This window comes from Mesorhizobium sp. B3-1-8, assembly GCF_006439495.1.
Classification (GTDB): Bacteria; Pseudomonadota; Alphaproteobacteria; order Rhizobiales; family Rhizobiaceae; genus Mesorhizobium.
Genome location: NZ_VFTK01000059.1, coordinates 1 through 26,452 on the forward strand (window position 1 = coordinate 1; position 26,452 = coordinate 26,452).

27 protein-coding genes and 1 pseudogene are annotated in these 26,452 nt (G+C 65.0%); 18 read left to right on the forward strand and 10 right to left on the reverse strand.

Annotation, left to right across the window (positions count from 1 at the left end):
• Positions 1–79: 79 nt before the first annotated feature.
• Positions 80–787, reverse strand: coding sequence for a transglycosylase domain-containing protein (locus FJ424_RS31940; RefSeq protein ID WP_181175322.1), 708 nt, complete (start codon positions 785–787; stop codon positions 80–82).
• Between the two features lie 169 nt (positions 788–956).
• Between FJ424_RS31940 and FJ424_RS31945 the strand changes: the two genes are divergently transcribed.
• The 4 genes from FJ424_RS31945 to FJ424_RS31960 all read left to right on the forward strand — a co-directional run bounded on the left by FJ424_RS31945 (position 957) and on the right by FJ424_RS31960 (position 6,190).
• Entirely contained in the window at positions 957–1,832 is an 876-nt protein-coding gene (locus FJ424_RS31945) for a polyprenyl synthetase family protein (RefSeq protein WP_246677409.1), read from the forward strand.
• Between the two features lie 244 nt (positions 1,833–2,076).
• The gene (locus FJ424_RS31950) at positions 2,077–2,535 is read left to right on the forward strand and encodes a (2Fe-2S)-binding protein (protein ID WP_140659718.1); all 459 of its coding nucleotides are present in this window, start codon (positions 2,077–2,079) and stop codon (positions 2,533–2,535) included.
• Positions 2,536–2,538: 3 nt separating this feature from the next.
• A complete protein-coding gene (locus FJ424_RS31955; protein WP_140659717.1) occupies positions 2,539–3,903 on the forward strand; it encodes a cytochrome c in 1,365 nt (454 codons plus the stop codon).
• Positions 3,896–6,190 carry a molybdopterin cofactor-binding domain-containing protein gene (locus tag FJ424_RS31960; RefSeq protein ID WP_140659716.1) on the forward strand — a complete coding sequence of 765 codons (2,295 nt, stop codon included), beginning with the start codon at positions 3,896–3,898 and terminating at the stop codon, positions 6,188–6,190. Before FJ424_RS31955 ends, FJ424_RS31960 begins: the two co-directional genes overlap by 8 nt.
• A gap of 90 nt (positions 6,191–6,280) precedes the next feature.
• On the opposite strand, the gene FJ424_RS31965 is transcribed toward FJ424_RS31960, so the two are convergent.
• Positions 6,281–7,174 (reverse strand): LysR family transcriptional regulator, encoded by an 894-nt coding sequence (locus tag FJ424_RS31965; protein WP_140645793.1) that lies wholly within the window; start codon positions 7,172–7,174, stop codon positions 6,281–6,283.
• A 105-nt stretch (positions 7,175–7,279) separates the two neighbouring features.
• Here FJ424_RS31965 and FJ424_RS31970 point away from each other — a divergent pair, with 105 nt between their 5' ends.
• The 4 genes and pseudogenes from FJ424_RS31970 (at position 7,280) to FJ424_RS31985 (ending at position 11,692) form a co-directional block, all read left to right on the forward strand.
• On the forward strand, positions 7,280–8,014 hold the full coding sequence (locus FJ424_RS31970) for an SDR family oxidoreductase (RefSeq protein WP_181182252.1): 735 nt from the start codon (positions 7,280–7,282) through the stop codon (positions 8,012–8,014).
• Positions 8,015–8,074: 60 nt separating this feature from the next.
• Positions 8,075–8,970 (forward strand): annotated as a pseudogene (locus FJ424_RS31975) (SDR family oxidoreductase).
• A gap of 27 nt (positions 8,971–8,997) precedes the next feature.
• Positions 8,998–9,216: a 4-oxalocrotonate tautomerase family protein gene (locus FJ424_RS31980; protein WP_140645795.1), complete on the forward strand. Its 219-nt coding sequence runs from the start codon at positions 8,998–9,000 to the stop codon at positions 9,214–9,216.
• Between the two features lie 142 nt (positions 9,217–9,358).
• Positions 9,359–11,692 carry a response regulator gene (locus FJ424_RS31985; RefSeq protein ID WP_140659714.1) on the forward strand — a complete coding sequence of 778 codons (2,334 nt, stop codon included), beginning with the start codon at positions 9,359–9,361 and terminating at the stop codon, positions 11,690–11,692.
• Positions 11,693–11,768: 76 nt separating this feature from the next.
• On the opposite strand, the gene FJ424_RS31990 is transcribed toward FJ424_RS31985, so the two are convergent.
• The 3 genes from FJ424_RS31990 to FJ424_RS32000 all read right to left on the reverse strand — a co-directional run bounded on the left by FJ424_RS31990 (position 11,769) and on the right by FJ424_RS32000 (position 14,318).
• Positions 11,769–12,629, reverse strand: a complete 861-nt coding sequence (locus FJ424_RS31990; protein WP_140645797.1) for a lytic transglycosylase domain-containing protein — start codon at positions 12,627–12,629, stop codon at positions 11,769–11,771.
• 4 nt (positions 12,630–12,633) lie between these two features.
• Positions 12,634–13,884 (reverse strand): flavodoxin-dependent (E)-4-hydroxy-3-methylbut-2-enyl-diphosphate synthase, encoded by a 1,251-nt coding sequence (ispG, locus tag FJ424_RS31995; RefSeq protein WP_140659713.1) that lies wholly within the window; start codon positions 13,882–13,884, stop codon positions 12,634–12,636.
• 254 nt (positions 13,885–14,138) lie between these two features.
• Positions 14,139–14,318 carry a YdcH family protein gene (locus FJ424_RS32000; RefSeq protein WP_140645799.1) on the reverse strand — a complete coding sequence of 60 codons (180 nt, stop codon included), beginning with the start codon at positions 14,316–14,318 and terminating at the stop codon, positions 14,139–14,141.
• Between the two features lie 239 nt (positions 14,319–14,557).
• Here FJ424_RS32000 and FJ424_RS32005 point away from each other — a divergent pair, with 239 nt between their 5' ends.
• The 3 genes from FJ424_RS32005 (at position 14,558) to FJ424_RS32015 (ending at position 16,458) form a co-directional block, all read left to right on the forward strand.
• Complete coding sequence (locus tag FJ424_RS32005; protein WP_040985243.1) at positions 14,558–14,761, forward strand: DUF465 domain-containing protein; 204 nt, start codon at positions 14,558–14,560, stop codon at positions 14,759–14,761.
• A 126-nt stretch (positions 14,762–14,887) separates the two neighbouring features.
• Complete coding sequence (purE, locus tag FJ424_RS32010) at positions 14,888–15,385, forward strand: 5-(carboxyamino)imidazole ribonucleotide mutase (RefSeq protein WP_140645800.1); 498 nt, start codon at positions 14,888–14,890, stop codon at positions 15,383–15,385.
• A complete protein-coding gene (locus tag FJ424_RS32015) occupies positions 15,382–16,458 on the forward strand; it encodes a 5-(carboxyamino)imidazole ribonucleotide synthase (RefSeq protein ID WP_140659712.1) in 1,077 nt (358 codons plus the stop codon). The genes purE and FJ424_RS32015 overlap by 4 nt, the downstream gene beginning before the upstream one ends.
• A gap of 9 nt (positions 16,459–16,467) precedes the next feature.
• Here the strand turns inward: FJ424_RS32015 and FJ424_RS32020 are convergent, their stop codons facing one another.
• Positions 16,468–16,893, reverse strand: coding sequence for a lysozyme inhibitor LprI family protein (locus FJ424_RS32020; protein ID WP_140659711.1), 426 nt, complete (start codon positions 16,891–16,893; stop codon positions 16,468–16,470).
• A gap of 259 nt (positions 16,894–17,152) precedes the next feature.
• Here FJ424_RS32020 and ykgO point away from each other — a divergent pair, with 259 nt between their 5' ends.
• The 3 genes from ykgO (at position 17,153) to FJ424_RS32035 (ending at position 19,223) form a co-directional block, all read left to right on the forward strand.
• Positions 17,153–17,278, forward strand: a complete 126-nt coding sequence (gene ykgO, locus FJ424_RS32025; RefSeq protein WP_006203764.1) for a type B 50S ribosomal protein L36 — start codon at positions 17,153–17,155, stop codon at positions 17,276–17,278.
• Positions 17,279–17,392: 114 nt separating this feature from the next.
• Positions 17,393–18,013 (forward strand): hypothetical protein, encoded by a 621-nt coding sequence (locus tag FJ424_RS32030; RefSeq protein ID WP_140659710.1) that lies wholly within the window; start codon positions 17,393–17,395, stop codon positions 18,011–18,013.
• Between the two features lie 148 nt (positions 18,014–18,161).
• Positions 18,162–19,223 (forward strand): alpha/beta hydrolase, encoded by a 1,062-nt coding sequence (locus FJ424_RS32035; RefSeq protein ID WP_140659709.1) that lies wholly within the window; start codon positions 18,162–18,164, stop codon positions 19,221–19,223.
• 182 nt (positions 19,224–19,405) lie between these two features.
• Here the strand turns inward: FJ424_RS32035 and pyk are convergent, their stop codons facing one another.
• Positions 19,406–20,833, reverse strand: a complete 1,428-nt coding sequence (gene pyk / locus FJ424_RS32040) for a pyruvate kinase (RefSeq protein WP_140645805.1) — start codon at positions 20,831–20,833, stop codon at positions 19,406–19,408.
• Entirely contained in the window at positions 20,830–21,387 is a 558-nt protein-coding gene (locus FJ424_RS32045; RefSeq protein WP_181175304.1) for a DUF1036 domain-containing protein, read from the reverse strand. The genes pyk and FJ424_RS32045 overlap by 4 nt, the downstream gene beginning before the upstream one ends.
• A gap of 170 nt (positions 21,388–21,557) precedes the next feature.
• On the opposite strand from FJ424_RS32045, the gene FJ424_RS32050 reads away from it, so the two are divergent.
• The 3 genes from FJ424_RS32050 (at position 21,558) to FJ424_RS32060 (ending at position 24,145) form a co-directional block, all read left to right on the forward strand.
• Entirely contained in the window at positions 21,558–22,355 is a 798-nt protein-coding gene (locus FJ424_RS32050) for an N-formylglutamate amidohydrolase (protein WP_140659707.1), read from the forward strand.
• A 55-nt stretch (positions 22,356–22,410) separates the two neighbouring features.
• A complete protein-coding gene (locus FJ424_RS32055; RefSeq protein WP_140645808.1) occupies positions 22,411–22,719 on the forward strand; it encodes a DUF1244 domain-containing protein in 309 nt (102 codons plus the stop codon).
• A gap of 244 nt (positions 22,720–22,963) precedes the next feature.
• On the forward strand, positions 22,964–24,145 hold the full coding sequence (locus tag FJ424_RS32060; RefSeq protein ID WP_140659706.1) for an MFS transporter: 1,182 nt from the start codon (positions 22,964–22,966) through the stop codon (positions 24,143–24,145).
• Here FJ424_RS32060 and FJ424_RS32065 read toward each other — a convergent pair.
• Positions 24,103–25,017 (reverse strand): LysR family transcriptional regulator, encoded by a 915-nt coding sequence (locus FJ424_RS32065; protein ID WP_140659705.1) that lies wholly within the window; start codon positions 25,015–25,017, stop codon positions 24,103–24,105. The genes FJ424_RS32060 and FJ424_RS32065 overlap by 43 nt on opposite strands.
• A 97-nt stretch (positions 25,018–25,114) precedes the next feature.
• On the opposite strand from FJ424_RS32065, the gene FJ424_RS32070 reads away from it, so the two are divergent.
• Positions 25,115–26,071 carry an SDR family oxidoreductase gene (locus tag FJ424_RS32070; RefSeq protein WP_140659704.1) on the forward strand — a complete coding sequence of 319 codons (957 nt, stop codon included), beginning with the start codon at positions 25,115–25,117 and terminating at the stop codon, positions 26,069–26,071.
• Here the strand turns inward: FJ424_RS32070 and FJ424_RS32075 are convergent, their stop codons facing one another.
• Positions 26,072–26,230 carry a DUF3309 family protein gene (locus tag FJ424_RS32075; protein WP_140645812.1) on the reverse strand — a complete coding sequence of 53 codons (159 nt, stop codon included), beginning with the start codon at positions 26,228–26,230 and terminating at the stop codon, positions 26,072–26,074.
• Positions 26,231–26,452 lie beyond the last annotated feature (222 nt).

The following is a 26,452-nucleotide window of genomic DNA, read 5'->3' on the forward strand; positions in this document are numbered from 1 at the left end:
CGTCAGTCAGCACGAATCGTTCCATCCGAAGCTTGAATCATGATCAAGCCCGATGTGGAATCCTGAATATCAACAGGCCTTAATCCAGGCAGCCCACATACGCACCCGACCTGCTCGCGCGCCGCTCGATCAGCGAGGCCAGCCGCCGCAGGCCCGGCCCCGGCTTGGCGGGATTGCGCGCGATCGGGTTGGGCAGGCTGACGGCAAGCAGCGCCGCCTGCCTTCGCGACAACTGCTTGGCCGAGACGCCGAAATGGTGTTGGGCGGCTGCCTCGATGCCGTAGATGCCCGGCCCCCATTCGGCGATGTTGAGATAGATTTCCATGATCCGCCGCTTCGACATCACCGCATCGAAATAGACGGCCAGCGGCAGCTCGACGACCTTGCGCACGCTACCCAATGGCCGCGACCACAGGAAAAGGTTCTTCACCGTCTGCATGGTGATGGTGGAGGCTCCGCGCGTCGCCTCGCCGGCCAGCGCGTCGTCGACCACGCCACGCAATTCGCCGAGGTCGACGCCGCGGTGGAAGCAGAACTGCCCGTCCTCCGACATGATCACCGAATGCGCCAGCACCGGCGCCACGTCGTCGATCGACACCCAGCGCCGGTCGTAGCCGGAAAAAGTCACGAGGTCCTTCAGCATCAGCGTCGAGACCGGATGCACGAAGGGCGGCAGGTAAAGGAAGGTGAGCACGACCGGGATGGCCGCCAAAACGATGGCGACGACCAGGCAACGCCGGCCAAGCCGCTTGAGACCGGCGCGGTTCAGGCGCCGACGTCGCGCCATGTCCAGCCCTTCGCTTTCATATTCGACGATCGGTTCCGTCAAGCCGCCCCACCCGTGCCTCGCCTCCTCCGGCATAAAGGCGCGAGCCTGCTTGCGCAATGTCTGAGTGTCGGCTACCGCTCCGGCCATGAGCAAAGACGACCAGATCGCCTTCGAATCCGCGCTTTTCATGCGTGCCGCCGCGGTCGAGACCGAGCTGCGGCGGATCCTCGACGCGCGTCCGCTCACCAGTGAGATCGCGCGGCCTGAGCGCCTGATGGCGGCGATGCGCCACGGCGTGCTCAACGGCGGCAAGCGGCTGCGGCCTTTTCTGGTCCTGGAAAGCGCCGCGCTGTTTTCGACCGAGAACGAGGCCGCACTCCGTGTCGCGGCGGCGCTGGAATGCGTGCATTGCTATTCGCTGATCCATGACGACCTGCCGGCCATGGACGACGACGATCTGCGGCGCGGCCAGCCGACGGTGCACAAGGCCTTCGACGAGGCGACCGCGATCCTCGCCGGCGACGCGTTGCTGACTTTGGCCTTCGATATCATCGCCGACGAAGCGACCATGCTGTCGGCCGAGCGTCGCGGCACCCTCGTTCTCGCACTTGCCCGCGCGGCCGGCGCCGGCGGCATGGTCGGCGGCCAAATGCTGGACCTCGAAGCCGAGCGCGAACGGCCGGACGAGGCCGGCATCATCACGCTGCAGGCGATGAAGACCGGCGCGCTGATCCGCTTCGCCTGCGAGGCCGGCGCGATCGTCGCCGGCGCGCCTCCAGCCGACCGCGAGAGGCTGGCCGAGTTCGGCTCGGCGATCGGCCTTGCCTTCCAGCTCGCCGACGACCTGCTCGACCTGACCGCCGACGCAAAGCAGATGGGCAAGGCGACGAATAAGGACGCCGCCGCCGGCAAGGCGACGCTTGCCGCGCTGCACGGAGCCGACTGGGCGCGCGGCCAGCTCCACGGCCTTATCGACCAAGCGCATGCGTTGCTCGAGCCCTATGGCGAGCAGGCGGAATTGCTGAAAGCCGCCGCGACATTCGTCGCGACGCGGAGCAGCTGAGCGGCCGGTTTGCTGGCTCAGGATCGCGCATCGAACGGCTCCGGCAGGTTTCAACGTCAGCCGTGCGGCCGTCGAAGCCGCCGCCTCTAACTTCCCGATAGACACTCTTTTGCCCGGACCAGCTGGGCCGGCGATGCCTTAAATGTGATCCGGCGGATCCCTACCTGCCGGGCTCCGGTCCCCTACCCTTTTGGCAAAGACGTTCCGCCGTTGCGTGGACTTCATTCCGATCAGGGAGGGTGCGGTGCTCACTCTTACAATCAACGGACAATCGCGCGACGTCGATGTGCCGGAAGACATGCCGCTTCTATGGGTGCTGCGCGACCATCTCAACCTGGTCGGCACCAAATATGGCTGCGGTGTCGCGCAGTGCGGCGTCTGCACGGTGCATGTCGGCGGCAAGCCGGTGCGGTCGTGCCAGCTCTCCGTAGGTGACGTCGGCACCCGCGCCGTCGTCACCATCGAGGGGATCGGCAGTACGCCCAACGGCGCCAAGGTTCAGCAGGCCTGGATGGAAGCCGCGGTGCCGCAATGCGGCTATTGCCAGGCCGGCCAGATCATGTCGGCGACGGCGCTGCTCGATGCAAACCCGCAACCCGACGACGCCGACATCGATGCGGCGATGGCCGGCAATCTGTGCCGCTGCGGGACCTATATCCGCATCCGCAGCGCCATCAAGAACGCCGCCGCCAAATCGGCCTGACCCATGAAGCGAGCCGTCGGCATCCTCATCGCGATCATTGTCGTCGCCGGGCTTGGCTTCGCCGGCTGGCTTGTCCTTGGCCGCAACCCGCTTGCGTTTGCCGGCGGCTCGACCGTGGCCCTGGCGGATTATCATGACGCCACCGTCACCGGCGTTCCGGCCGAACTTGCCAGCGCCGATCTGGTAAAGCGCGGCGCGTATCTCACCCATGCCGCCGACTGCCAGGCCTGTCACACCGCGCCGGGCGGCGCGCCCTTCGCCGGCGGCTTCGCTTTCAACATGCCGTTCGGCACCATCTATTCCACCAACATCACGCCGGACAAGCAAACCGGCATCGGCAATTACAGCGACTCCCAGTTTTTGGCGGCGGTGCATCGGGGCGTTCGCGCCGACGGCGAAAAACTTTACCCTGCCATGCCCTATGCCTCCTACGCCTTGATGACGGATGCCGACGCTCTCGCCATCAAGGCGTATCTGTTCACGCTGGCGCCGGTGAACGCGCCGGCGAAGCCGAACCAGCTGTCGTGGCCCTTCAACCAGCGTGGCCTGATCGCGCTCTGGAACGTGGCGTTCAATCCCGACCGGCGCTTCCGCCCCAACACCGGCCAGAGCCCGCAATGGAACCGGGGCGCCTATCTCGCCGAGGCGATGGGCCATTGCGGCGAATGCCACACGCCGCGCAACCTCGCCTACGGGCTCGACAATCACGGCAAGTTCTCGGGCGCGCTGACCGCCGGCTGGCGCGCTTACAACATCACCGGCGACAAGAATTCCGGCATCGGCGACTGGAGCGACGACGACCTCTATGCCTATCTCTCCACCGGCCATGCCAATGGTCATGGCGGCGCCGCAGGCCCGATGGGCGAGGCCGCCGACGACAGCCTGAGCTATCTGGTGCCGGACGATACGCATGCGTTAGTCGCCTATCTGCGCAGCATTCCGGCCCATGCCAGCGACCTGCCCCGCACCGTCACCACGGCAGCACCGGCCTCCTATAAGGAAGGCGTGGTGGCCGACGCCAATGCGCGCGGCGAAAAGATCTTCGCCGGCGCCTGCGCCTCATGCCACGACTGGACCGGCGTCAGCCCGGTGACCGGCTTTGCCACGCTGACCGGCGTGCGCGCGGTGAACGATCCCAGCGCCACCAATGTCGCGCAGACCGTGATCAACGGCGTCAGCCGCAAGACCGCCGACGGCAGGATCTTCATGCCGGCCTTCGGCGAAGGCTATTCCGACGACGACATCGCTGCGGTCGCCAATTACGTCACCGCCCGCTTCGGCGCCAAGGGCGCGCAGCTGACGGCCAAGGACGTGGCCGTGCTCAAAGAGCAGGCGGCGCAGCAATCGAAAGAGGCTCCCAATGGCTGAAACGCATTTCGCCCAGTCCGACGCCTATCTCTCTGCCCTGCTCGACGAGGTCCATTCGGTCAGCGCCGCCAAGGCGGCAATGACGATGGGGCGGCGCACCTTCTTCAAGCTGACCGGGGCAAGTGTCGCGGGACTGGTGCTGGGCTTCCATATCGGCGACGCGGCATTCGCGGCCGGAGCGGTCGACGGCGACGCAGCGGCCGCCAAGGACCAGGCGGTGAACGCTTTCATCCGCATCGCGCCGGACAACACGGTCACCATCTATTCGAAATGCCCGGAAATCGGCCAGGGCATCAAGACCTCGTTCGGCGTGATCATCGCCGACGAACTCGACGCCGACTGGAACCATGTCGTCATGGAGCAGGCGGATATCAATCCCAAGGTTTATGGCAGCCAAGGCGCGGGCGGCTCGACCTCGATCCCGCGCGCCTGGAACCAGTTGCGCCAGGCCGGTGCGGGTGCCAAGGCGATGCTGGTTGCCGCCGCGGCTCAGGCATGGAGCGTGGACGCCTCGCAGATCACGGCGCAGGCCTCGATGCTGACGCACGCCGCCAGCGGCCGGTCCGCAACCTATGGCTCGTTGGCGGCAGCGGCGGCGAAAATGCCGGTGCCCGATCCGAAGGGCCTGAAGCTGAAGACCCGCGCCGAGTACCGGCTGATAGGCAAGCGCTTTCGCGGCGTCGATGACCCCAAGGTGGTCACCGGCAAGCCGCTGTTCGGCATCGATGTCCAGCGTCCCGGCATGGTCTATGCCACCTATGCCAAATGCCCGGCGGCAGGCGGCAAGGTGAGATCCTTCAACGTCGACGAGATCAAGCGTCAACCCGGCGTGCTCGACGCCTTCGCAGTCGAGGGCACGGGCCTGGCGGTCGAGGTGATGCCGGGCGTCGCCATCGTCGCCAGGGACACCTGGAGCGCCTTCCAGGCCAAGGACAAGCTCGAGGTCGACTGGGACCTCAGCGAAGCGTCGAACGACTCCTCCTCGCGCTTCTCGGCCGATGCGCAAAGGCTCGCGAACAATTTCCCGCAAAAGACCGACGACAATGTCGGCGACGTGGACAAGTCCTTCGCCAATGCCGCCAAGACCGTCGAGGCCTATTACGAATATCCCTTCGCCGCCCATGTGCCGCTGGAGCCGATGAACACCACGGCGCACTGGCATGACGGCATCATGGAACTGTGGGTGCCGACCCAGCAGCCGGATCGTGGCCTGCCGCTGATCGGCAAGGTTGCCGGCATTCCGCCTGAAAAGGTCGTCATGCACCAGACCCGCGTCGGCGGCGGTTTCGGGCGGCGGCTGGTCAACGACTATGCCTGCGAGGCGGCGGCGATCGCGCTGAAGGTCAACGCGCCGGTCAAGCTGCAATGGACCCGCGAGGACGATTTCGCCCACGACTTCTACCGGCCCGCCGGCTACCACCAGTTCAAGGGCGCGATCGACAACGGCGGCAGGCTCGACGCCTGGCGCGAGCACTTCATCACCTTCACCGCCGACGGCAAGAAAGAGGCCTCGGGCGCCAACCTGACCGACAATCTCAGATATTCCATCAAGGCGCCCAACCTGCGCCGCGCAAAGACGATGTTTCCCCTAAAAATCCCGACCGGCGCCTGGCGCGCGCCGGGCGACAATGCGCAGGTCTTCGCCGCGCAGAGCTTCATGCACGAATTGTCGCTCGCCTCGGGGCGCGACCATGTCGAGTTCCTGCTCGACGCGGTCAACCGCGACGTGCCCGAACTGGCGCCCAAGGACCAGAGCGTCAATTTCAGCCCCAGGCGGGCGACCGACGTCATCAGGATGTGCGCGCAGAAAGCTGGCTGGGGAAAGACGTTTGCCAAGCGCAGCGGGCTCGGACTTGCCTGGTGCTATTCGCATGCCGGCCATGTCGCGCAGGCCGTCGAGCTTGGCGTCGACACCGACAAGCGGATCAGGATAAACCGTATCGTGGTTGTGCTCGACGTCGGCCCGATCATCGACATGGCGGGCTCCGAAGCCCAGGCGCAAGGCGCGTCCACCGACGCTCTCTCGACCGCGATGGGGCTCAAGATCAACATCGAGAATGGCCGTATCCGGGAGCAGAACTACAACGCCTATCCGATCCTGCGCATGCCATTCGCACCAATGACGATCGATGCCTATTTCATCCAGTCGGACAATCCGCCGACCGGCATGGGCGAGCCCGCTTTCCCGGCGCTGGCGCCGGCGCTCGGCAACGCGATCTTCGCCGCTACCGGCGAGCGTGTGCGCCGGCTGCCGCTGCGCGACCTAGGCTATTCGCTGGCGGCCTGAAGGATTGCCTTGTCTTCCCATCCCATCCGCGTGAGGAGTTGCATCGACAGGACAGTCGCGCCGTCGGCTGCCGGCCCCGGCCGATGATCCTCACAGCCTTGCCTCGGCGAAAATGCGCGATGCCCATTCCAGGAAGACGCGCAGCCGCGGCGCGAGCTGCCGGTTCTGCGGGTAGAGCGCCGACAGCGGCGTCGGCGTCGGCGGAAAATCCCCCAGAACCTCGACCAGCGTGCCGTCCGCGATATCTTTTTCCAGCCGATAGCGTGGCGCCTGCAGAAGCCCAAAACCCAGCCGCGCCAGATCGGCCGCGGTGTCGGAATTGTTGACCCGAACCCGGCCCGGCAGCGTGACCTGACGCACATTTGCGCCGATCGTGAATTCCAGCGGCAGCACCTCGCCTGTGCGTGAAGAGACGAAACCGACGGCCTGATGGCCCTCCAGCGCTTCCGGTGATGCCGGTACGCCGTGCCGCTTCAGATAGCTCGGGCTGGCGCAGGTGATTTCGCCGATCATCGCCAGCCGCCGCATGATCATGCCGCTGTCCTGCAGCTCGCCGGCGCGAATGACGCAATCGACGCCTTCGCGCACCAGGTCGACCAGCCGGTCGCCCTGGCCGATTTGCAGATCGATTTCGGGATAGCGGTCGAGGAACGCGGGCAATTGTGGCAACAGGAACCTCTGCGTGAGCAGCGGATGCGCATCGATGCGCAGCAGGCCGCGCGGTTCGGCGCTGCGGAAGCCGGCCTCGGCGTCCTCCACCTCGCCCAGGATCGACAGGCAGCGCTCGTAATAGGCCTGGCCATCGAGTGTCGTGGCGACGTGGCGGGTGGTCCGGTCCAGCAGCCTCGCGCCGAGATGGTCTTCCAACTGCTTCACCGCTTCGGTTGCGGTCGAGCGCGGCAGGCCGAGATCGGCCGCCGCGGCTGTGAAACTGCGCCGCTCCACCACGCGAACGAAGAGCCGCATCCCGTCGAGTCGATCCATGCCTCGATTGTTCGCTTAATCCGAATACTGCTGTCAATGGAGGGCTGATTATCCGGTTGGCACGGCGGTCTATATCTGCCCCACAACAACGAACGGAGATCGATCATGCAGAAAACAAGAACAGCGATCGTGACCGGCGCCTCGAGAGGCATCGGCGCGGCAATCGCCAAACGACTCGCCTGGGACGGCATCGCCGTCATCGTCAACTATGCGCGCGGCAAGGATGCCGCCGATGAGGTGGTTTCCGCCATCGAGGCCGCCGCCGGCACTGCCCTGGCCGTCCAGGCCGATATCGGCGACCCGGCCGGCATGGTCGCTTTGTTCGATGCGGCGGAAAATGCCTTCGGTGGGATCGACATCCTCGTCAACAACGCCGGCATGATGAGGCTCTCGCCGGTCGCGGACACCGACGACGCGGCGTTCGAACGCCAGGTCGCCATCAATCTCGGCGGCCCGTTCCGCGGCATGCGCGAAGCTGCAAGGCGCCTGAAGGATGGCGGACGCATCATCAACTTTTCTTCAAGCGTCGTCGGCTTCTACCAGCCCGCTTACGGCGTCTATGCCGCGACCAAGGCCGGCGTCGAAGCCATGACGCATATCCTGGCCAAGGAACTTGGCCCGCGCCGCATCACGGTCAACGCAGTCGCGCCCGGTCCGGTCGACACGGAACTCTTCACCGACGGCAAGAGCGCCGCGCAGATCGAAGCGATAACGAAACTCATCCCGCTCGGCCGCCTCGGCCAGCCCGACGACATCGCCGGGCTCGTCGCCTTCCTCGCCGGTCCCGACAGCCAATGGGTCAACGGCCAGGTCATCCGCGCCAATGGCGGCGCCATCTAGAGCAATTCCAGCATAAGCGCTCAGCGGTTTGCGTCCGCAATTGCGCCAGGGAGATACACGATCATGCAGCAGACGATACTCATCACCGGCGCATCGAGCGGCTTCGGCGCCATGACGGCCGAGGCGCTCGCCAGGGCGGGTCACCGGGTCTATGCCTCGATGCGCGATCCGCAGGCGCGCGGCGGCACAGCCTTGGCCGAAGTCGAAAGGCTGGCGCGCGAGGAGAAACTGGCGATCCGCGCCCTCGCGCTCGACGTGCTGTCGGAGGTCTCGATCGAGGCGGCCGTCGAAACCATTCTCGCGGAAGCCGGCCGCATCGACGTCGTCATCCACAATGCCGGCCATATGGTGTTCGGACCGACTGAAGCCTTCACGCCGGAGCAGTTGGCGGCGCTCTATGACGTCAATGTGCTGGGCACCCAGCGCGTCAACCGGGCTGTGCTTCCACACATGCGCGGGCTCGGCCGGGCTCTGATGATCTGGGTCGGGTCGAGCAGCACGCGCGGCGGCACGCCGCCATTCCTGGCGCCCTACTTCGCCGCCAAGGCGGGCATGGACGCGCTGGCGCAGAGCTACGCGCTGGAGCTTGCCCGTTTCGGCATCGAGACGACTGTCGTCGTGCCGGGCGCGTTCACCAAAGGCACGGAGCATTTCGCCCATTCCGGCAAGCCGGCCGACACGGGGCGCGCGGACGCCTATTGGTCGGGACCTTATGCTGGCGTCGACGATCAGGCGTTGAAGGGCCTTGCCGGGCTGGAGCCGGTCGATGCCGATCCCTCGAAAGTCGCTGAGGCCATCGTCGATCTAGTCGCGATGCCGCATGGCCGCCGGCCGTTCCGCGTCCATGTCGATCCTTCGGATGACGGGCGACCATCGTCAACGGGGTCGCCGACCGCGTCCGGGCGCAGCTTCTTGAGCGCATCGGTCTTGCCGATCTTCTCCACCCATCGCTTTAGACCAACCAACCCGAAAGGACCCTAAAAATGCCCTTTGCCAACTTCAAGACGCCCGAAGCCGCCCTGACAAAGGCGCAGAAGGAAGAGCTCATTCACAAGACCACGCAGATGTTCGTCGACTATTTCGGCGAAGGCGTGCGCCCTTATACCATGGTGCTGATCGAGGAAGTCCGCGACGGCGGCTACGGCCGCGCCGACGAAGTCTTCGTTCTTCCCGACACCTACCGCGCCAAGGATAGGGTCTGATTTGAGCAGGGCGGGCCGCTTGCAGAGCGACCCGCCCGACTTGATCCGTCAACGCAGGCGAACTTGCCCCACCAACGAAATCTTAATGTAAATCAAGCGTAATCCCGACCATTAAAATTGTGCGTATGTGTTGGGGTTGCGCATGCCGGAATATTCTTCCTTCCTCCGGTCGATCCGGATCCGCTACATTTCGGGACTGCTGATCTTCGCGCTGGCCTCGGCCGCCGTCATGTTCGCGCTCAACCGTGTGAATTCGTACCGTCACGAGGTCGATGCCCTCAGCGGCAATTTCGTCATCTTCGCCCGCGACCTGCGCAACGCCACCAATTTCGCCGAGACGACCGGCACCGCCTGGCGCAGCGAGACACGCGACGCGTTGACGACCGCCGCGCGCGGCCATTCCGAACGCCTGATGGGCGAGATCGAGACGCTGAACGGCCAGTTGGCGACGATCCGGCCGCGCTTGTCGAAGGGCACCGCCGACGCGCTCGAATCCGCAGCGGTGAACGGAGACCTGTTCTGGTCGGCGCGCGACATGGTGCGCAACTTCAATCTGATGTCGGTGGCCCAGAAGGTCGACGAATGGAGCTACCGCGAGATCCGCAACCAGAACGATCTCTTCGCCCAGCCGATGCTGGTGCGCGTACGCACCGCGCTCGACGACGAGCGGCATCTGGCCGACGCTTCCAGCGACCGGCTGCTGTTATGGGCGAGCGGCCTTTTGTTCGCCGTCCTTGCCATCGCCGCGGCTCTGATCTTCCGGCCGATGGAGAATGCGATCCGCCGCGCTTTCGCCGAGACCGCCGCATCTTTGTTCAAGGCCGAGGCCGCCGACCGCGCCAAGTCCGAATTCCTCGCCAATATGAGCCATGAGATCCGCACGCCGATGAACGGCGTGCTCGGCATGGCCGAGTTGCTTGCCAAGACGGAGCTGACGCCGCGCCAGAAGACCTTCACCGACGTCATCGTCAAATCCGGCAACGCGCTGCTGACCATCATCAACGACATCCTCGATTTCTCGAAGATCAATGCCGGCCAGCTGACGCTCGACCCCGCCCCCTTCCGCCTGGCGGAAGCGGTCGAGGATGTGGCGACGCTGGTGTCGGCGCGCGTCGCCGAAAAGAACCTCGAGCTCATCGTGCGCGTCGACCCGCGCCTGCCGGCCTTCGTCGTCGGCGATGCCGGGCGCTTCCGCCAGATCGTCACCAACCTGCTTGGCAACGCCGTGAAGTTCACCGAGAAGGGCCATGTCCTGGTCGATGTCGGCGGCGATGTCGTCGACGGCGTGGTCCAGCTCAAGGTCCGCGTCGAGGACACCGGCATCGGCATTCCGGCCGAAAAACTGCAAAGCGTGTTCGAGAAATTCGCCCAGGTCGACGGCTCCTCGACCCGCCGCCATGAAGGCACCGGCCTTGGCCTGGCGATCGGCGCGCGGCTTGTCGACCTGATGGGCGGCAAGATCGGTGTCGAAAGCGAGATCGGCCGCGGCTCCGTGTTCTGGTTCGCCGTGCCGCTGCCGGCGCACGACCAGCAGTCGCGCGACGATTTGGTACCCGTCGACGTCACCGGCGCAAGGGTGCTGGTCATCGACGACAATCCGGTCAACCGCGAGATCCTGCTGGAACAGCTCAGAAGCTGGAGCTTCGACTGCGCCGCCGCCGAAAGCGGCGCCGTCGGCCTCGCTTTCCTCGACCGCGCCTGCCAGCTCGGCGCCTCGGTCGACTGCATTATCCTCGATTACCAGATGCCCGGCATGAACGGCGCCGATGTCGCCAGAGCCATCGCCGCCGACACCCGCCTCTCCTCCATCCCGGTCGTGCTGCTGACCTCGGTCGACCAGGTCGATTTCGGCAGGATGGTGATCGATTTCGGCATCGTCGCGCATCTCACCAAGCCGGCGCGTTCGGCGGTGCTGCTGGGCACCGTGATCTCCGCTATTCAGAAGGCGCGCACGCAAGGCGCCAAGGCGCATTTCGTGCGCGAGCCGGCCGCGGCTCAGGCGGCTCCGCCGGCCTTCACCGTCATCCGCGGCCCGGCCGTTCCGGTCCCGGCCGCGCCGGAATCGACGGCAGCACCGAGCGGCCCGATTGACATCCTGATCGCCGAGGACAATGACGTGAACCAGCTGGTCTTCGGCCAGATCCTCAACGGTTTCGGTCTCAGCTACCGCATCGCCGGCAATGGCCGCACCGCGGTCGAGATGTACCGCTCGCTGCGCCCGCGCCTGGTGCTGATGGACGTCTCCATGCCGGAGATGAACGGCTATGAGGCGACCCGCGCCATCCGTGCGATCGAACAGCAGAACGGCGATCGCACGCCGATCATCGGCGTCACCGCGCATGCGCTCAAGGGCGACCGCGAAAAATGCATCGAGGCCGGCATGGACGACTATCTGCCCAAGCCTGTCTCGCCCGACCGCCTCGGCGCCAAGATCGGCACTTGGCTCAGCGAGACGGTGGCGGCGAAGACGGCTTGAGCGGCAGGTGGTGTCAGGCAGCCATCGGCTACCGCCGAGTTCCTTCGCGCCAGCACGTCCAACTTCGTGATACCAGTCAGCGGTTACGCAACACCACGCAGGCGCCGCCGACGCTTTGCAGCTTGTTGCAGATACCGTTGGCCTCGCCGCGCGAGTCGGCGCCGATCCTGACCGCATAGATGCCGCGCCGGCCGATCGGCGTGCGCACCCGGCTCACCACCGGGTCATGGCTGGCGAGCAAGGCGGGGAACCGGCCCCTGACCCTCAGCCACTGGCCTATCGCCGCCGAGCGGCGGAAATTGCCCGCCACCTGCACGCCCCACGGCTTCACGTTGATCGAGGCCATGGCGACGGTCCGCGACATGATCACCGGCAGCCTGCGGCAGGCAACCGCGAAGCTCATCTTCGGGTCGAGCGGCTGGACGGTGCCGGCATAGGACTTGTCCGAGAACTTGTCGACCGGCTCGCCCATGACGTCGAAGACATAGCTTTCCGTCTCCATCGGCAGGAAGCCGCCCGAACTCAGCCAGCGTGACACACGGTTCTCGCCGGCATTGTAGGCCGCCGCCGCGAGCCCGAGATTGCCGTAGCTGACCTTCATCTCGGCGAGATATTTCGCCGAGGCCGGGATGGCCTGCCCGATGTCGAAGGGGTCGGCGAGCCCGCGCATCTTGGCGGTGCCCGGCATGAATTGCGCTATGCCTTCGGCGCCGACTGGACTCACCGCGTTCGGATCGAAGCGGCTTTCCTTCCAGATCAGCCGGGCGAAGAAATCCTTGGGCAGGCCGTTCTGCTGGGCCTGTGCTTCGATCAGATCGCAGACACGGTTGATCAGCCGTTTGGCGGCGGACCGCGACTGCGGTGGGTCGGCGAATGCCTGACCGGAAAGGATCAGCGCGCAGATCAGGATCAGCGTCGCGCGCGGCAAAAGCGGCATCGGCCTACTCGGCCGCTGCTTTGCCGTGTCCGTAGCGCTGCTTGATATAGTCGCCGACCATCTTCTCGAAATCCTGCGCGATGGACGGGCCGCGCAGCGTCGCCGCCTTCTTGCCGTCGATGAAGACGGGCGCCGTCGGCGTCTCGCCGGTGCCGGGCAGCGAGATGCCGATATCGGCATGCTTGGATTCGCCCGGACCGTTGACGATGCAGCCCATCACCGCGACTTTGAGATTCTCGACGCCGGGATATTTTTCGCGCCACACCGGCATGTTCTTGCGGATATCGGCCTGGATGCTCTGGGCGAGTTCCTGGAACACGGTTGACGTCGTGCGCCCGCAGCCGGGGCAGGCCGCGACGATCGGCACGAATTGCCGGAAGCCCATGGTCTGCAGCAATTCCTGCGAGACCTGCACCTCGCGGGTGCGGTCGCCATTCGGCTCCGGCGTCAGCGAGATGCGGATCGTGTCGCCGATGCCCTGCTGCAGGAGGATGCCCATGGCGGCCGAAGAGGCGACGATGCCCTTGGTGCCCATGCCGGCTTCGGTGAGACCCAGATGCAGCGCATGGTCGGAGCGGGTGGCGAGTTCGGTGTAGACGGCGATCAAATCCTGCACGCCGCTGACCTTGGCCGACAGGATGATCTTGTCGCGGCCGAGCCCGATCTCTTCGGCCATCTCGGCCGACAGGATCGCCGACTGCACGATCGCCTCGCGCGTGACTTCCTGCGCGGTGAGCGGCGAGCCCTTCGCCTGATTATCGTCCATCAGCCGGGTCAAAAGCTCCTGGTCGAGCGAGCCCCAGTTGACGCCGATGCGCACCGGCTTGTCGTGTTTGATCGCCATCTCGACGATCGCGGCGAACTGGCGGTCCCTCTTGTCCTTGAAGCCGACATTGCCGGGATTGATGCGGTATTTGGCCAGCGCCTCGGCGCAGGCCGGATGATCGGCGAGCAGCTTGTGGCCGATATAATGGAAGTCGCCGACCAGCGGCACGTCGATGCCGAGCCTCAGCAGCCGCTCATGGATGCGCGGAACCGCCGCCGCGCTCTCGTCGCGGTCGACCGTGATGCGCACGATTTCCGAGCCGGCACGGTGCAGCGCCGCGACCTGGGCGACGGTCTGGTCGATATCGGCGGTGTCGGTGTTGGTCATCGACTGCACGACGACCGGCGCGCCGCCGCCGACCATCACGCCGCCGACCGATACGCCGACCGACTGGCGCCGCGGGAAGGGAGAAGAAAAATATCCGGTCATGCCGGCCGCCTTCATCTGGGAGTTCCGGGCATGAGGTGGCGGAGCAAAGATGGCTTGTCAATGGCAAGCGGCAGGCAAGGCCTGCAAATCGGTGACCGCGATCAACGGCCGCAGGGCTCATGTAAAAACCCTCGGGCTGCAAGATCTACACTAAAACAGTCTGGTGATTGAGTAAAAACCAACAAGCCGGCGGCATATCTTGCCACCGGTAGGTTGGCACCGCAACGAGTGCGGTGATGTTGCCTAGGGCATGTTCAGTGTGTCGTCGGGCCCCCCTTCAGCTTTTCAATCTCGTCCTTGATTGCCAGCTTGCGTCGCTTGAGATTCACGATTTCGAGGTCGTCCACCGAAGGATGGTTCATCGCATCGGTGAGCTCACGCTCGATGTCACCGTGTTTCCGCTGCAACTCATCAAGATGGGATGCAAGAGACATGATTGGTTCTCCCTTTCATGGTTTCCTCGATTGCAGCCGTCGCGGGCGCCTCCACCGCAGGTTGCGACTGTGACGGCACCATGACAGTTTGCCACCAACCGATCTCGATGTCGAATGCCACGTGGTAGCATTCCACGACAAAGTGAAATGTGATAAGGGCTGCGCGCCGGTCACAAACCCGCAAGTCACGGCCCCGCCCAAACAGCCCGATTGGGCGATGCACACGCAGACGGTAGATAATGTCCGAACAGGAACAGGCTGAAATACGCCTCGAATATTCCCGGCTCAAACAAGAACACGCCGATTTCGACGCCGCCATCAACGCGATGATCGCCACGGGCTGCGACCCACTTCAGATCCAGCGCATGAAGAAGAAAAAGCTGATGTTGAAAGACCGGCTGTCGGCGCTGGAAGACCGCATCATTCCCGACATCATCGCTTAGGGCCGAATGCTGGGCGCGCCCAGGAGGCCGCGGAACGTGCGGGCAGCGACAGAGCGTGTTCACCACATCCTTGCGGCTGTCGGCGAATTCCGCTAAGGCGCGCCTTTGCCGCCGCGGAGCCACACCTTGACCGATCAGCGTGCCGACGTCGCCATCATCATGGGCAGCCAGTCCGACTGGGCGACGATGCGCCAGGCCGCGGAGACGCTGGAGGCGCTGGGCATCCCGCACAAGCGGCTGATCGTCTCGGCGCACCGCACCCCGGACCGTCTCTATGAGTTCGCCAAGGGCGCCAAGGCCGCCGGCTACAAGGTGATCATCGCCGGCGCCGGCGGGGCGGCGCATCTGCCGGGCATGACGGCGGCGATGACGCCTCTGCCGGTCTTCGGCGTTCCGGTCGAGTCCAAGGCGCTTTCGGGCCAGGACTCGCTGCTTTCCATCGTGCAGATGCCGGCCGGCATCCCGGTCGGCACACTGGCGATCGGCAAGGCGGGCGCCGCCAATGCGGCACTTCTCGCGGCCGCCGTGCTGGCGCTCAGCGACGACAAGCTCGCCGCCCGGCTCGACGCCTGGCGCTCGGCGCAGACCGCCAAGGTCGCCACCGAGCCGACGGACGCGCCGTGAGCCTGGCTCCTGGATCGGCCATCGGCATCATCGGCGGCGGCCAGCTCGGCCGCATGCTGGCGATGGCCGCGGCGCGCCTCGGCTACCATATCGTCGTGTTGGAGCCCCAGCCCGACTGCCCGGCCGCGCAGGTCGCCAACCGGCAGATCGTCGCCGCCTATGACGATCCGGCAGCGCTCGCCGAACTCGCCGCCGCCAGCGCCGTCGTCACCTATGAATTCGAGAACGTCCCGGTCGCCGCCGCCGAAACGCTGGCGGCAAAGGTCCCGGTCCATCCGCCGGCACGCGCGCTCGAAGTCGCGCAGGATCGCGTCACCGAGAAGAGCTTCCTCAACGGCATCGGCATTCCGACGGCGGCATTCCGCCCGGTCGACAATGACGACCAACTGACCGAGGCCCTCAAGACATTCAACGGCAGCGGCGTGCTCAAGACCCGCCGCATGGGCTATGACGGCAAGGGCCAGCGCGTCTTCCGCAACATGGAAACGGCCGGCTTTGCCGGGGTCTGCGAGGCGATGGGCAATGTGCCGCTGATCCTGGAATCACTCGTGGCTTTCGAGCGCGAGATTTCGGTGATCGCCGCGCGAGGCCTCGACGGAACCATCGCCGCCTTCGATCCGGCCGAAAACGTCCACCGCGAAGGCATATTGCGCAGCTCGACCTTGCCGGCCGCCATCCGCCCGCAAACGGCCGCCGCCGCCAAGGACGCAGTCGCGAAAATCCTGTCCGCGCTCGACTATGTCGGCGTCATCGGCGTCGAGTTCTTCGTGCTTGCCGACGGCTCGCTTCTGGCCAACGAGCTGGCGCCGCGCGTGCACAATTCCGGTCACTGGACGGAGGCCGCCTGCATCATCTCGCAGTTCGAGCAGCATATTCGCGCCGTCGCCGGCCTGCCGCTTGGCTCGCCCGCCCGGCATTTCGACTGCGTGATGGAAAACCTGATCGGCGACGATATGCTGAAGGTGCCGGCGCTGCTCGCCGAGCCCGACCTCATGCTGCATCTCTATGGCAAGGCCGAGTCACGCCCCGGCCGCAAGATGGGCCATTTCACGCGGATTCGACGCCCGGGCTAAGCTCGCGCCCTATTGCATGTCCTGGTTGCCGTCGCTCGCATCCGAGCCGGCGCAGCTCGGATCGCTCAGCTTGCAGTTGGCGTCGGACGTGAGCTGCTTTATGCGCTGGTTGGTCAGCTCCGTCAGGCACTCCGAAACCTCCATCGGCTGGATGGAGCCGCCCGCGCTGTCGGCGGTCGAATAGGCGCATTCGGCGTCGCGAAAGGCGATCCAGGCGCGTTGCGCGGTCTGCAGCAATTTGTTGGCCTTCTGGTCATTGTCGCCGACAAGACCCTTATACGTGGCGTTGAGCTTGGCATCGGCGGCCTGATAGTCGGCATCGGCGCAAATGTTCAGCATCGACTGGCTGTCGTCGTTGCGGTCGCAATCCTCGGCAAAGGCGGCCGGGGCGGTCGCAAGCAGGACCAGACAGGTAGGCAAAAGCAGGCGGCGCATGTGGAATCTCCGGTCGCTTGGGCCTGGATCACCATTCCAGTCGCCCCACCATTCCAGTCGGCCTTGAGTCGCGCAATGGCGCTTCGCCGGATGGCGAATATTTGATATGCCGCGCCACTTGTGGCATTCGGACATCGTCACGTGGTTGACACGGACAACACTCCTCGTTTATGAGCCACCGCAAGTTCAAAGGCGCGCTTTTTGTGGGCGCGCCTTTAAAATTCGGCCCGGGACGGGCCCTGACCGAACAGGCAAGACCATGAAGATCAAGAATTCGCTCAAGGCGCTCAAGGCGCGTCACCGCGACAACCAGCTGGTTCGCCGCAAGGGACGCATCTACATCATCAACAAGACCGCTCCGCGCTACAAGGCGCGCCAGGGCTGAGACTTGCTGCGCCCGGCGCGACCACGCCGCGCCGCTGATGTCGAGTGCCGGTTCGCCGGCCCTCTCACGCTAAAATCACTTTGACGATCCGCCGCCCGGGATTAGATTCCGGCGATGCGGATTCGTTTTGCATTTCTCGCCGCCCTTTTGCTGTCCGGCACAGCTTTGCCTGCAGGGGCAGAAACGGTGCCAGGCGCGCTGCCTCCAGATGCCGCGCCACCCGCCGCCACGCCACCGCCGGTCGCTCCGACCAAGCAGGGTCGCCTCGACCAGCTCTTCACCGAGCTGAAGCGCGAGCGCAACGAGAAGGCGGCCGAGCGCATCGCCGGCCGTATCTGGAACGAGTGGAACCAGTCCGGCAGCGCCTCGATAGACCTGATGATGCAGTGGGCGCAAAAGGCGACGGAAGACCAGAAGTTCGACGTCGCGCTCGACTTCCTCGACCAGGTGGTGACCCTGCAGCCCGATTATGCCGAAGGCTGGAACCGGCGCGCCACCGTTCATTTCATGATGAAGAATTACGGGAAGTCGATGGCCGACATCGACCGCACCTTGCAGCTCGAGCCGCGCCATTTCGGCGCGCTCTCTGGGCTGGCGCAGATCATGGCCGAGACCGGCCACAAGCAATCGGCGCTGGAAGCCTGGCAGAGGGTGCTCACGATCTACCCGATGATGCGCAGCGCCCAGAACCAGGTCTCGACGCTCTCGGAAGAACTGGCCGGCGAGGGGATTTAGGCAATAGGAATTGGGCAGTAGGCAGTAGGGAAAGAGAGCAGCCTACTGCCTACTGCCTACTGCCTACTGCCTACTGCCTACTGCCTACTGCCTACTGCCTACTGCTTACTGCCTGAACCAAACTCCCTCCCCACCCGTATCTCCCCGCATGAACCTCATCTGCGCCGCCCTCCTCTTCCTCGTCGCGCTCTTCCTTGCCCTCGCCGGTATCACCCGCGCCGGCGTCTGGTCGATCGAGCGCCGCAACCCACCCGTCGGCGGGTTCGCCGAGATCAATGGCGCGCGCATCCACTACGTCCGTATCCCGGCGCCGGCCGGCGCCGATCTGCCGCCGGTCGTGTTCATCCATGGCGCCAGCGCCAACCTGAAAGACCAGATGCTGCCGCTGAAGCCGCTGCTCGAGGGCCGTGCTGAAATGCTGTTTCTCGACCGGCCGGGCTTCGGCTGGTCGGAGCGTGGCGATAATGAAACGCCTGTCGCGCAGGCGGACACCATTGCCGCGCTGATGGACCGCCTCGGCATCGCAAAAGCGGTCATCGTCGCCCATTCCTTCGGCGGCGCGATCACCACGGCCTTCGCCCGCCAGCATCCGGACAAAACGCTAGGCCTCGTCTTCCTGGCTCCCGCCACGCATCCCTGGCCGGGCGGCGCAACCGCCTGGTACTACAAGCTCACCGCCATGCCGGCGATTGGCTGGCTGTTTTCCGAAACGCTCGCTTATCCGGCCGGTATGCTGCGGATCGGCAATGCGACGGCTTGCGTCTTCTCGCCCAACAAACTGCCGGACTTCTATATCGACAACACCTCGATCCCGCTGGTGCTGCGGCCGTCCGCCTTCCGCGCCAACGCCCGCGATGTCGCCCAGCTCTACGACTATGCACGCTCCGCCTCGCCGCATTATCGCGAGATCAAGGCGCCGACGGTCGTCATCTCGGGCGATCGCGACAAGGTGGTCTACGCCACAATCCATTCCGTCGGCCTCGAGCGCGACATTCCCGGCGCCGAGTTGGTCTGGGTCCACAATCTCGGCCACAAGCCGGACTGGATCGCGCCCGGCCTCGTGGTCGGCGCGATCCAGAAAGTCGCGGGCAAGGATGTCGATCTACAAGCGATGGCCAGGACCGTGGAAGGCCGGATCGCCGGCGATGCCTATAACGACGGCAAATGCCCCGACATCAAAGTGCCCGACGCCGAGCTCGCGCCGACCTGATTTTTGGGAAATTAGCTCCTGAATGCCACGGCGGAGACGGTTAGGTGTGTCGAGATTCAGGTCAGGCCGAGTCGAAAGTAGTGGCTTCCGAGAACCGGAGCGGAGCGTACTTTAAGTACGTGAGCACCGGAAGCGCAGGTAGCCGCTACTTGCAGGCCGGCCTCACCTGAATATCGGCATACCTAATGCGCGTCCGATCCCAGATACGCTATCCGCAGCATATTGGTCGAACCGGGCGTCCTGAGCGGCACGCCGGCCGTGATGATCACCCGGTCGCCCGGCTTGCCGAAGCCTTCTTCCAGCGCGATCCGGCAGGCCCTGTCGACCATGTCGTCGAGGTCGGTGGCATCTGGCGAGACGACGCAATGCGTGCCCCACAGCAGCGACAGGCGACGCGCCGTGTTGAGGATCGGCGACAGCGCCACGATCGGCACCTGCGGGCGTTCGCGCGCTGCGCGGAGCCCAGTGGTGCCCGATGCGGTGTAGGAGATGATCGCCGACAGTTTCAGCGTCTCGGCGATCTCGCGCGCGGCCAGCGAAATGGCGTCGGCCCCGGTGGCCTCGGGCTCGGAGCGCTGCGCGTTGATGATGCCGGCGTAAGTCGGGTCGGCTTCGACCTTGGTGGCGATGCGATTCATCATGGCGACCGCTTCGACCGGATAGGCGCCGGCCGCGGATTCGGCCGAAAGCATGATCGCGTCCGCGCCTTCGAAGACGGCGATCGACACGTCGGAGACCTCGGCGCGGGTCGGCACGGGCGCGGTGATCATCGATTCCAGCATCTGCGTGGCGATCACCACCGGCTTGCCGGCGCGGCGCGCCGCGCGCGTGATCTGCTTCTGGATGCCGGGCACCGCTTCGATCGGCATCTCGACGCCGAGATCGCCGCGGGCAACCATCAGCGCGTCGGAGAGCTCGATGATTTCTGGGAGCCGCGCCACCGCCTGCGGCTTCTCGATCTTGGCCATGATCAGCGCGCGGCCGCGCGCGATCTTGCGGGCCTCCGCCAAATCCTCCGGCCGCTGCACGAAGGACAGCGCCACCCAGTCGACGCCGGTGGCGAGCACCGCGTCGAGATCGGCGCGGTCCTTCTCGGTCAGCGCGCCGACCGGCAGGTCGGTGTCGGGCAGGCTGACGCCCTTCTTGTCGGAAATGCCCGAGCCGGCGACGACCGTGCAGGTGATCGACTTGCCGTCACTCTTGACCGCCTTCAGCTCCAGCTTGCCGTCGTCGATCAAAAGCCGGTGACCGGTCTCGACCGAGCTCAGGATTTCCGGATGCGGCAGGTACACCCGCTTCGACGTGCCGGGTTCGGGATTGTCGTCGAGCGTGAATGTCTGCCCTGGAGTCAGCGCTTCCTTGACGTTGGCGAACTTGCCGACCCTGAGCTTCGGGCCCTGCAGGTCGGCGAGGATGCCGATCGGCCGGCCGACGGCCTCCTCGACGGCGCGGATGCGGCCGACCAGCGTGCGCATCAGTTCGTGGTCGGTATGGCTCATATTGATGCGGAAGACATCGGCGCCCGCTTCGAAAAGCTTCTTCAGCATCTCCTCGGATGAGGATGCCGGGCCGATGGTGGCGAGGATCTTGACCTTGCGGTTACGTCTCATTGACTGTTTGTTCCCGGAGCGGGGGCCGCTGCTGGCGCGCCTCCCGTTGCGGGCTCGTCGGTCAGCTGGACCATCCAGCTGGCCTGCTCGCCCGTGTCATATTCCTGAAATCCGGCGCGCTGGAAGCCCCGGGCGACGCAATCATTCACGCCGGCGATCTTGAACTCTTTTTCGGCGACGCACATGTTGATCGGGCCGTCCCAGCGCCCGCCGCGTTCGGCGTCTTCTGCATAAAGATAGTAAAACCTTGATGACAACGGACCTTCGATCAGCGTCTTGCAGGTCGATCCTTCGATGTGCCACCAGCCCTCGGTGATCCAGCCGGCCTTGGCGCGATAGCCGATGCCGACGCCCACCAGATTTTGCGTTGCGTTGCAAACGCGGAAGTCGGCCCGGGCCGGCGAGGTCGCGGCTATCGCGAAAAATCCCGCGCCGATGATCAGCAACGGCACGACCAGGCGCTTGCGCAACCGGCCGGCAAAACCCATCGCAGATCCCCTTGCGAACCACATTTGCATCTCTCGAAGCCCCTTTTCAGCAAACTCAGGTCGCATGTCAACGCGCCGTTTTGTTCAATTCCAATCGATTTAGAAGGGCCCGTCGCGCGAATTCTCCACCCGTCGGGGATTTTTTGCAGAAACCTTGGCCAAACAACGGCATTGCGCCGGCGTCCTCTTCGTGGAATGACGATAGCACATCGCAGCCGCCATCCCCTTTTCAGCCGATGACCCGATCCACAGTTTTCACGCCATTCGACATTGTCGAGGGCGACCGCAAGAAAGGCGTCGTGCTTCTGGCCGATCACGCCCGCCGCGATCTGCCGGAGGAGTATGGCAGCCTCGGTTTGCCGGCGTCCGAATTCGATCGTCACATCGCCTATGACATCGGCGTCGAGACGGTGACGCGCGAGCTTGCCACGGTGCTCGATGTGCCTGCGGTGCTGGCCGGCTTCTCGCGGCTGCTGATCGACCCCAACCGGGGCGAGGACGACCCGACCATGATCCGTCAGCTCTATGACGGGACCGTGGTGCCGGGAAACTATCCGATGGCCCGGGAGGAACGCGAGCGGCGGCTCGACCGCTTCTATCGGCCCTACCACGACGCCGTCGGCGCGATGATCGCCTCCGTCGCGCACGCCTCGGGCAAGGCGCCGTTCATCTTCTCCGTGCATTCCTTCACGCCGGTGATGCAGGGTTTTGTCCGCCCCTGGCATGTCGGCGTGCTGTGGGATCGCGACGACCGCGTGGCGCGGCCGCTGATCGACATGCTGGCTAAGGACGAGTCCCTCGTCGTCGGCGACAACGAACCCTATGACGGCGCGCTGCGCGGCGACACCATGTTCCGCCACGCCATCGTCAACGGCTACGCCCACGCGCTGATCGAGATCCGCCAGGACCTGATCGCCGACCGTGCCGGCGCCCTCGCCTGGGCCGAGCGCCTGGCACCGATCGTTGACGCCATCGACCGGCGTCCCGATATACATGAGGTGAAAATGTTCGGCTCGCGCACCGGACCCGCATGAAAGGCCGTCGGGCCAGACATGTACGTGATGAGACCGACAGTCCAGGAGTTCCTCAATGACCGAACTCAACGACGATCAGAAACGCGATTTCGAGGCAGCCGCCTTCCGCAGGTTGGTGACCCATCTGCGCGAACGGGGCGATGTCCAGAACATCGATTTGATGAATCTCGCCGGCTTCTGCCGCAACTGCCTGTCCAACTGGTATCGCGAAGCCGCCGAGGCCGAGGGCGTGGCGCTCTCCAAGGACGCTGCGCGCGAGATCATCTACGGCATGCCCTATGCCGAATGGCAGGCGCTCAATCAGACCGACGCGTCGGAAGCCAAGAAGGCCGAATTCGAGGCGCGGCGGCCTAAGGATCACTAACGATGCCGAACGCTTTCGCGGCTTCGTCATTCCAGGGCGGAGCAAGGAGCGAAGCGACGCGCGCAGACCCTGGAATGACTAACGGAGGGGCGTTTCGGCCAATCTCCACGGCGGCAGCCCGCCACGAACGAAAACGGCATCGGTCGCTCGCTTGGTCCAAGCACTTCCCGAACGCGGTTCTTGACTGCTGATTGAATCGATCTAATTTGCCGCGCGAACCCCTTTGCATGGCGGATTTCAGACCATGAGCGTGCAAACCACGATGCAGGCCGCGACGCGTGGCCGCTGGGCCGTCGCCGGCATTTTCCTCGCCAATGGTTTCTTGACCGGCAGCTGGGCGCCGCAGATCCCGGTGTTCCTTGCCCGACTCGACATCACGAGATTCACGCTCGGCCTGCTGATCCTCCTGTTCGGCGTCGGCGCCGTGATTGCCATGACCTGGTGCGGCCATCTCATTTCCAAGCATGGCTCGCGCACCGTGACGCGTTGGTTCGGCATCTGCGGCAGCTTCGGCCTGCTGATCGTGGCGCTCGCGCCCAACGTTCCCCTGGCGGCCATTGCCATGCTCGTCTTCGGCGGCTCGATTGGCGGCATGGATGTCGCGATGAACTCGAATGCCGTGGTGGTTGAAAGAAGGCTCTCCCGGGCGATCATGTCGTCCTCGCATGGTTTCTGGAGCCTTGGCGGCTTCGCCGGCGGCGCGCTCGGCGGCTATTCGATCCAGAACTACGGGTATCTTCCCCATGCCGTCGTGGTGATGGCGATAGCCTTTGCCGTCATCGCCTTCGCCATTCGCTATCTCGTCGCGGACGACAAGCCGCAGGCCGTCGAGCACCAGAAATTCACGCTGCCGCGGCACACGGCCGTCTACCTCGTCGGGCTGATGGCGCTGCTCACCATGATTTCGGAAGGCGCGGTGCTCGACTGGGCGGCGCTCTTCCTGCATCAAGAGCTGGGCGCCGATCTCGCGGTCGCCGGCCTCGCCTACGCCGCCTTTTCCGGAGTCATGGCGCTGATGCGTTTCCTGGGCGATGGCGTGCGCAACCGCTTCGGCGCGGTGGCGACCTTGCGCGGCTCGGCGCTGGTCGCCGCCACCGGCATGCTGGTCGCCGGTCTCTCGCCCTCGCCTTACCTCGCCATTGCCGCTTTCGCCTTCTGCGGCTTCGGCATCGCCAACATGGTGCCGATCCTCTTTTCGGCCGGCGGCAACCAGGAGGGCATGTCGTCGGGCACAGGCATGAGCGTCGTCACCACCATGGGCTATTCCGGCATCCTCGTGGCGCCGTCGGCGATCGGCTTCGTCGCCGAGCATTCGAGCTTCGGGCCGATCTTCGTCGCACTGTCCGGGCTGCTGGTCATCGTGCTCTTGATGGCCGGGCTCGCTCACCGGGCCGAGTTCGCGCCCGAGCCTGTTCCTGCCGAATAGCGTTTCAATTCTTCATGCAGGAAGTCCGCTACGCGGCGGATGCGCATGCTGGTGCGCACGTCGCGATGCATGGCGAGCCACACGGGCAGGACCGGCAGCGGTACATCGGGCAACAGCTTTTCCAGGTTCGGATCGCGGTCGGCCAGCGGCTCCTGGCCGATGCCGATACCGTTGCCGGTCCGCACCGCTTCCCACAGCACGATCTGGTTGTCGGTCCGGAAGCGGAAATGGCTGCGGCCGACCGGAATGCCGAACGCGGTGAAACCGCGAATGATCTCGTCGCTACGGTCGAAGCCGACCAAGGCGTGCTCGGCAAGTTCGACGGGTGTTTCGGGCCGGCCACGCCGGTCGAGATAGGCGCTTGCCGCACATAGGCACAGTGGAATGTCGGCGACCTTGCGCGCCACCAACTCGTTCTGCGCCGGCCGGACCATGCGGATGGCGATATCGGCATCGCGGCGCAAAAGGTTCTCGACCTGGTTGGAGGCGACGATCTCGACCTCGATGCCCGGTTCCTCCTCGCCAAGACGGGCCATCATCTGCGGCAGCACAAAGGCAGCGACCACCTCCGAGGCGGCGATGCGCACGGTGCCCTCGATCGCCTCGACGGAGCCTAGCGCCAACAGCGAAAAGGCATTGGCCTGCTCGCCGACCGCGCGGCCGCGCTCGTAGAGCGTGCTGCCCGCCTCGGTCAGCTCATAGCCGCGCCGCCCGCGCCGGAACAAGATGACGCCAAGCGCTTGTTCCAGTTCGGCAATATGGCGGCCGAGCGTCGGCTGGCTGGCCACAAGCCTGCGCGCGGCGCCCGACAGACTGCCGGTTTCGGCGACGGCGACGAAGCTCTTGATCAGGTTCCAGTCGAATTCTTTCATTCATTTTTGAATAACAGATCGCCGAAATAGGTCAATTTCAATTCGCCTGTGAAGGCATCAGATTGATCGGGCAAACGCAAAACAACGGAGAGAACAGATGACCAAGATCGCAATCCTCGGCGCCAATGGCCGGCTCGGCCGCGTGGTCGGCAAGGCTTTCATCGACACCGGCTTCGACGTCCGCGCCGTCACCCGCACCGGCAAGGTGCCGGCGGAACTGAAGGGCGCTATCGCCGTTGCCGGCGATGCGCTCGACCGCCAATCCCTGATCCGCGCAACGGAAGGCGTCGACATCATCTTCAACGGCCTGAATCCGATCTACACCGACTGGGGCAAATGCATGCCGATGGCCGAAAACGTCATGGCCGCCTGCCGCGAAAACGGCGCGCTGCATCTCTTCCCCGGCACCGTCTACAATTACGGCTCGCCGATGCCGCAGGTGATCACGGAAGCGACGCCGTTCCATCCGACCACCGAAAAGGGCCGCATCCGCTGCGCCATGGAAGCGCTGTTCCGCGACGAGGCCGAAGCCGGCCGGGTGCGCACCATTGTCCTGCGCGCGGGCGATTTCTTCGGCGGCACCGGCTCAGGCTCCTGGTTCGACCTCGTCGTCGCCACCAAGATGAACAAAGGCGTCTATACCGCGCCCGGCCCGGCCGACCTGACGCATGAATGGGCCTACCTGCCGGACTTCGCTGTCGGCTTCGTCGGCCTGGCGCGCAATCTCGACAAGCTCGGCTTCTACGAAGCCATCAATTTCCCCGGCCACGCCATCACCGATCTCGATATGAAGGCCGCTTCCGAGAAGGCGCTCGGCCGCAAGCTGAAGCTCTCCTTCATGCCCTGGTGGGTGCTGCGCGCCGGCAGCCCGTTCGTGGCCATGTGGCGCGAGATCGTCTCGATGTCCTATCTGCGCTTCGAAGCGCATCGGCTGGTTTCCACGCGGCTGGAACAGGTCATCGGCGAAATCCCGCACACCCCGCTCGACGAGGCGGTAAAAGAAGCGCTGCGGGATATCGGCATCGCCGCGGAACCCGCTCGCCGGGCCGCCTGATCAGATCCTGCCCATGAGCACAAGGATCAGCAGCACGACCAGGACGACGCCGACGATGCCGGACGGCCCGTAGCCCCAGGAGCGCGAATGCGGCCAGGCCGGCACGGCGCCGATCAGGATCAGGATCAGGATTATTACGAGAATTGTGCCGATCGTCATGAGAAACCCTCGCCGTCTGGTTGAACTTGAGGGCACAATGCAAAAAGCCGCTCGGTTGTTCCCGGGCGGCTTTTGTCTCTAATGCATGTCGCGCAAAAGTGTGCAGCGGTTTTGCGATAACGACATGCATGAAAACAAAGCCTTGAAGCGCGTCGCCTGAATCCGCTCACAGTACACGACGCAAGGGTGAGGACGGCTTGAAGTGATTTGATTGGAGGATTC

What these genes read in the sequence shown, in the direction of transcription:
- FJ424_RS31940 (WP_181175322.1), bottom strand. Translation starts at nt 787, where the DNA reads ATGGCGCGACGTCGGCGCCTGAACCGCGCCGGTCTCAAGCGGCTTGGC.
- FJ424_RS31945 (WP_246677409.1), top strand. Translation starts at nt 957, where the DNA reads ATGCGTGCCGCCGCGGTCGAGACCGAGCTGCGGCGGATCCTCGACGCG.
- FJ424_RS31955 (WP_140659717.1), top strand. Translation starts at nt 2,539, where the DNA reads ATGAAGCGAGCCGTCGGCATCCTCATCGCGATCATTGTCGTCGCCGGG.
- FJ424_RS31960 (WP_140659716.1), top strand. Translation starts at nt 3,896, where the DNA reads ATGGCTGAAACGCATTTCGCCCAGTCCGACGCCTATCTCTCTGCCCTG.
- FJ424_RS31965 (WP_140645793.1), bottom strand. Translation starts at nt 7,174, where the DNA reads ATGGATCGACTCGACGGGATGCGGCTCTTCGTTCGCGTGGTGGAGCGG.
- FJ424_RS31970 (WP_181182252.1), top strand. Translation starts at nt 7,280, where the DNA reads ATGCAGAAAACAAGAACAGCGATCGTGACCGGCGCCTCGAGAGGCATC.
- FJ424_RS31980 (WP_140645795.1), top strand. Translation starts at nt 8,998, where the DNA reads ATGCCCTTTGCCAACTTCAAGACGCCCGAAGCCGCCCTGACAAAGGCG.
- FJ424_RS31985 (WP_140659714.1), top strand. Translation starts at nt 9,359, where the DNA reads ATGCCGGAATATTCTTCCTTCCTCCGGTCGATCCGGATCCGCTACATT.
- FJ424_RS31990 (WP_140645797.1), bottom strand. Translation starts at nt 12,629, where the DNA reads ATGCCGCTTTTGCCGCGCGCGACGCTGATCCTGATCTGCGCGCTGATC.
- ispG (WP_140659713.1), bottom strand. Translation starts at nt 13,884, where the DNA reads ATGACCGGATATTTTTCTTCTCCCTTCCCGCGGCGCCAGTCGGTCGGC.
- FJ424_RS32000 (WP_140645799.1), bottom strand. Translation starts at nt 14,318, where the DNA reads ATGTCTCTTGCATCCCATCTTGATGAGTTGCAGCGGAAACACGGTGAC.
- FJ424_RS32005 (WP_040985243.1), top strand. Translation starts at nt 14,558, where the DNA reads ATGTCCGAACAGGAACAGGCTGAAATACGCCTCGAATATTCCCGGCTC.
- FJ424_RS32020 (WP_140659711.1), bottom strand. Translation starts at nt 16,893, where the DNA reads ATGCGCCGCCTGCTTTTGCCTACCTGTCTGGTCCTGCTTGCGACCGCC.
- ykgO (WP_006203764.1), top strand. Translation starts at nt 17,153, where the DNA reads ATGAAGATCAAGAATTCGCTCAAGGCGCTCAAGGCGCGTCACCGCGAC.
- FJ424_RS32030 (WP_140659710.1), top strand. Translation starts at nt 17,393, where the DNA reads ATGCGGATTCGTTTTGCATTTCTCGCCGCCCTTTTGCTGTCCGGCACA.
- FJ424_RS32035 (WP_140659709.1), top strand. Translation starts at nt 18,162, where the DNA reads ATGAACCTCATCTGCGCCGCCCTCCTCTTCCTCGTCGCGCTCTTCCTT.
- pyk (WP_140645805.1), bottom strand. Translation starts at nt 20,833, where the DNA reads ATGAGACGTAACCGCAAGGTCAAGATCCTCGCCACCATCGGCCCGGCA.
- FJ424_RS32045 (WP_181175304.1), bottom strand. Translation starts at nt 21,387, where the DNA reads ATGCGACCTGAGTTTGCTGAAAAGGGGCTTCGAGAGATGCAAATGTGG.
- FJ424_RS32050 (WP_140659707.1), top strand. Translation starts at nt 21,558, where the DNA reads ATGACCCGATCCACAGTTTTCACGCCATTCGACATTGTCGAGGGCGAC.
- FJ424_RS32055 (WP_140645808.1), top strand. Translation starts at nt 22,411, where the DNA reads ATGACCGAACTCAACGACGATCAGAAACGCGATTTCGAGGCAGCCGCC.
- FJ424_RS32060 (WP_140659706.1), top strand. Translation starts at nt 22,964, where the DNA reads ATGAGCGTGCAAACCACGATGCAGGCCGCGACGCGTGGCCGCTGGGCC.
- FJ424_RS32065 (WP_140659705.1), bottom strand. Translation starts at nt 25,017, where the DNA reads ATGAAAGAATTCGACTGGAACCTGATCAAGAGCTTCGTCGCCGTCGCC.
- FJ424_RS32070 (WP_140659704.1), top strand. Translation starts at nt 25,115, where the DNA reads ATGACCAAGATCGCAATCCTCGGCGCCAATGGCCGGCTCGGCCGCGTG.
- FJ424_RS32075 (WP_140645812.1), bottom strand. Translation starts at nt 26,230, where the DNA reads ATGACGATCGGCACAATTCTCGTAATAATCCTGATCCTGATCCTGATC.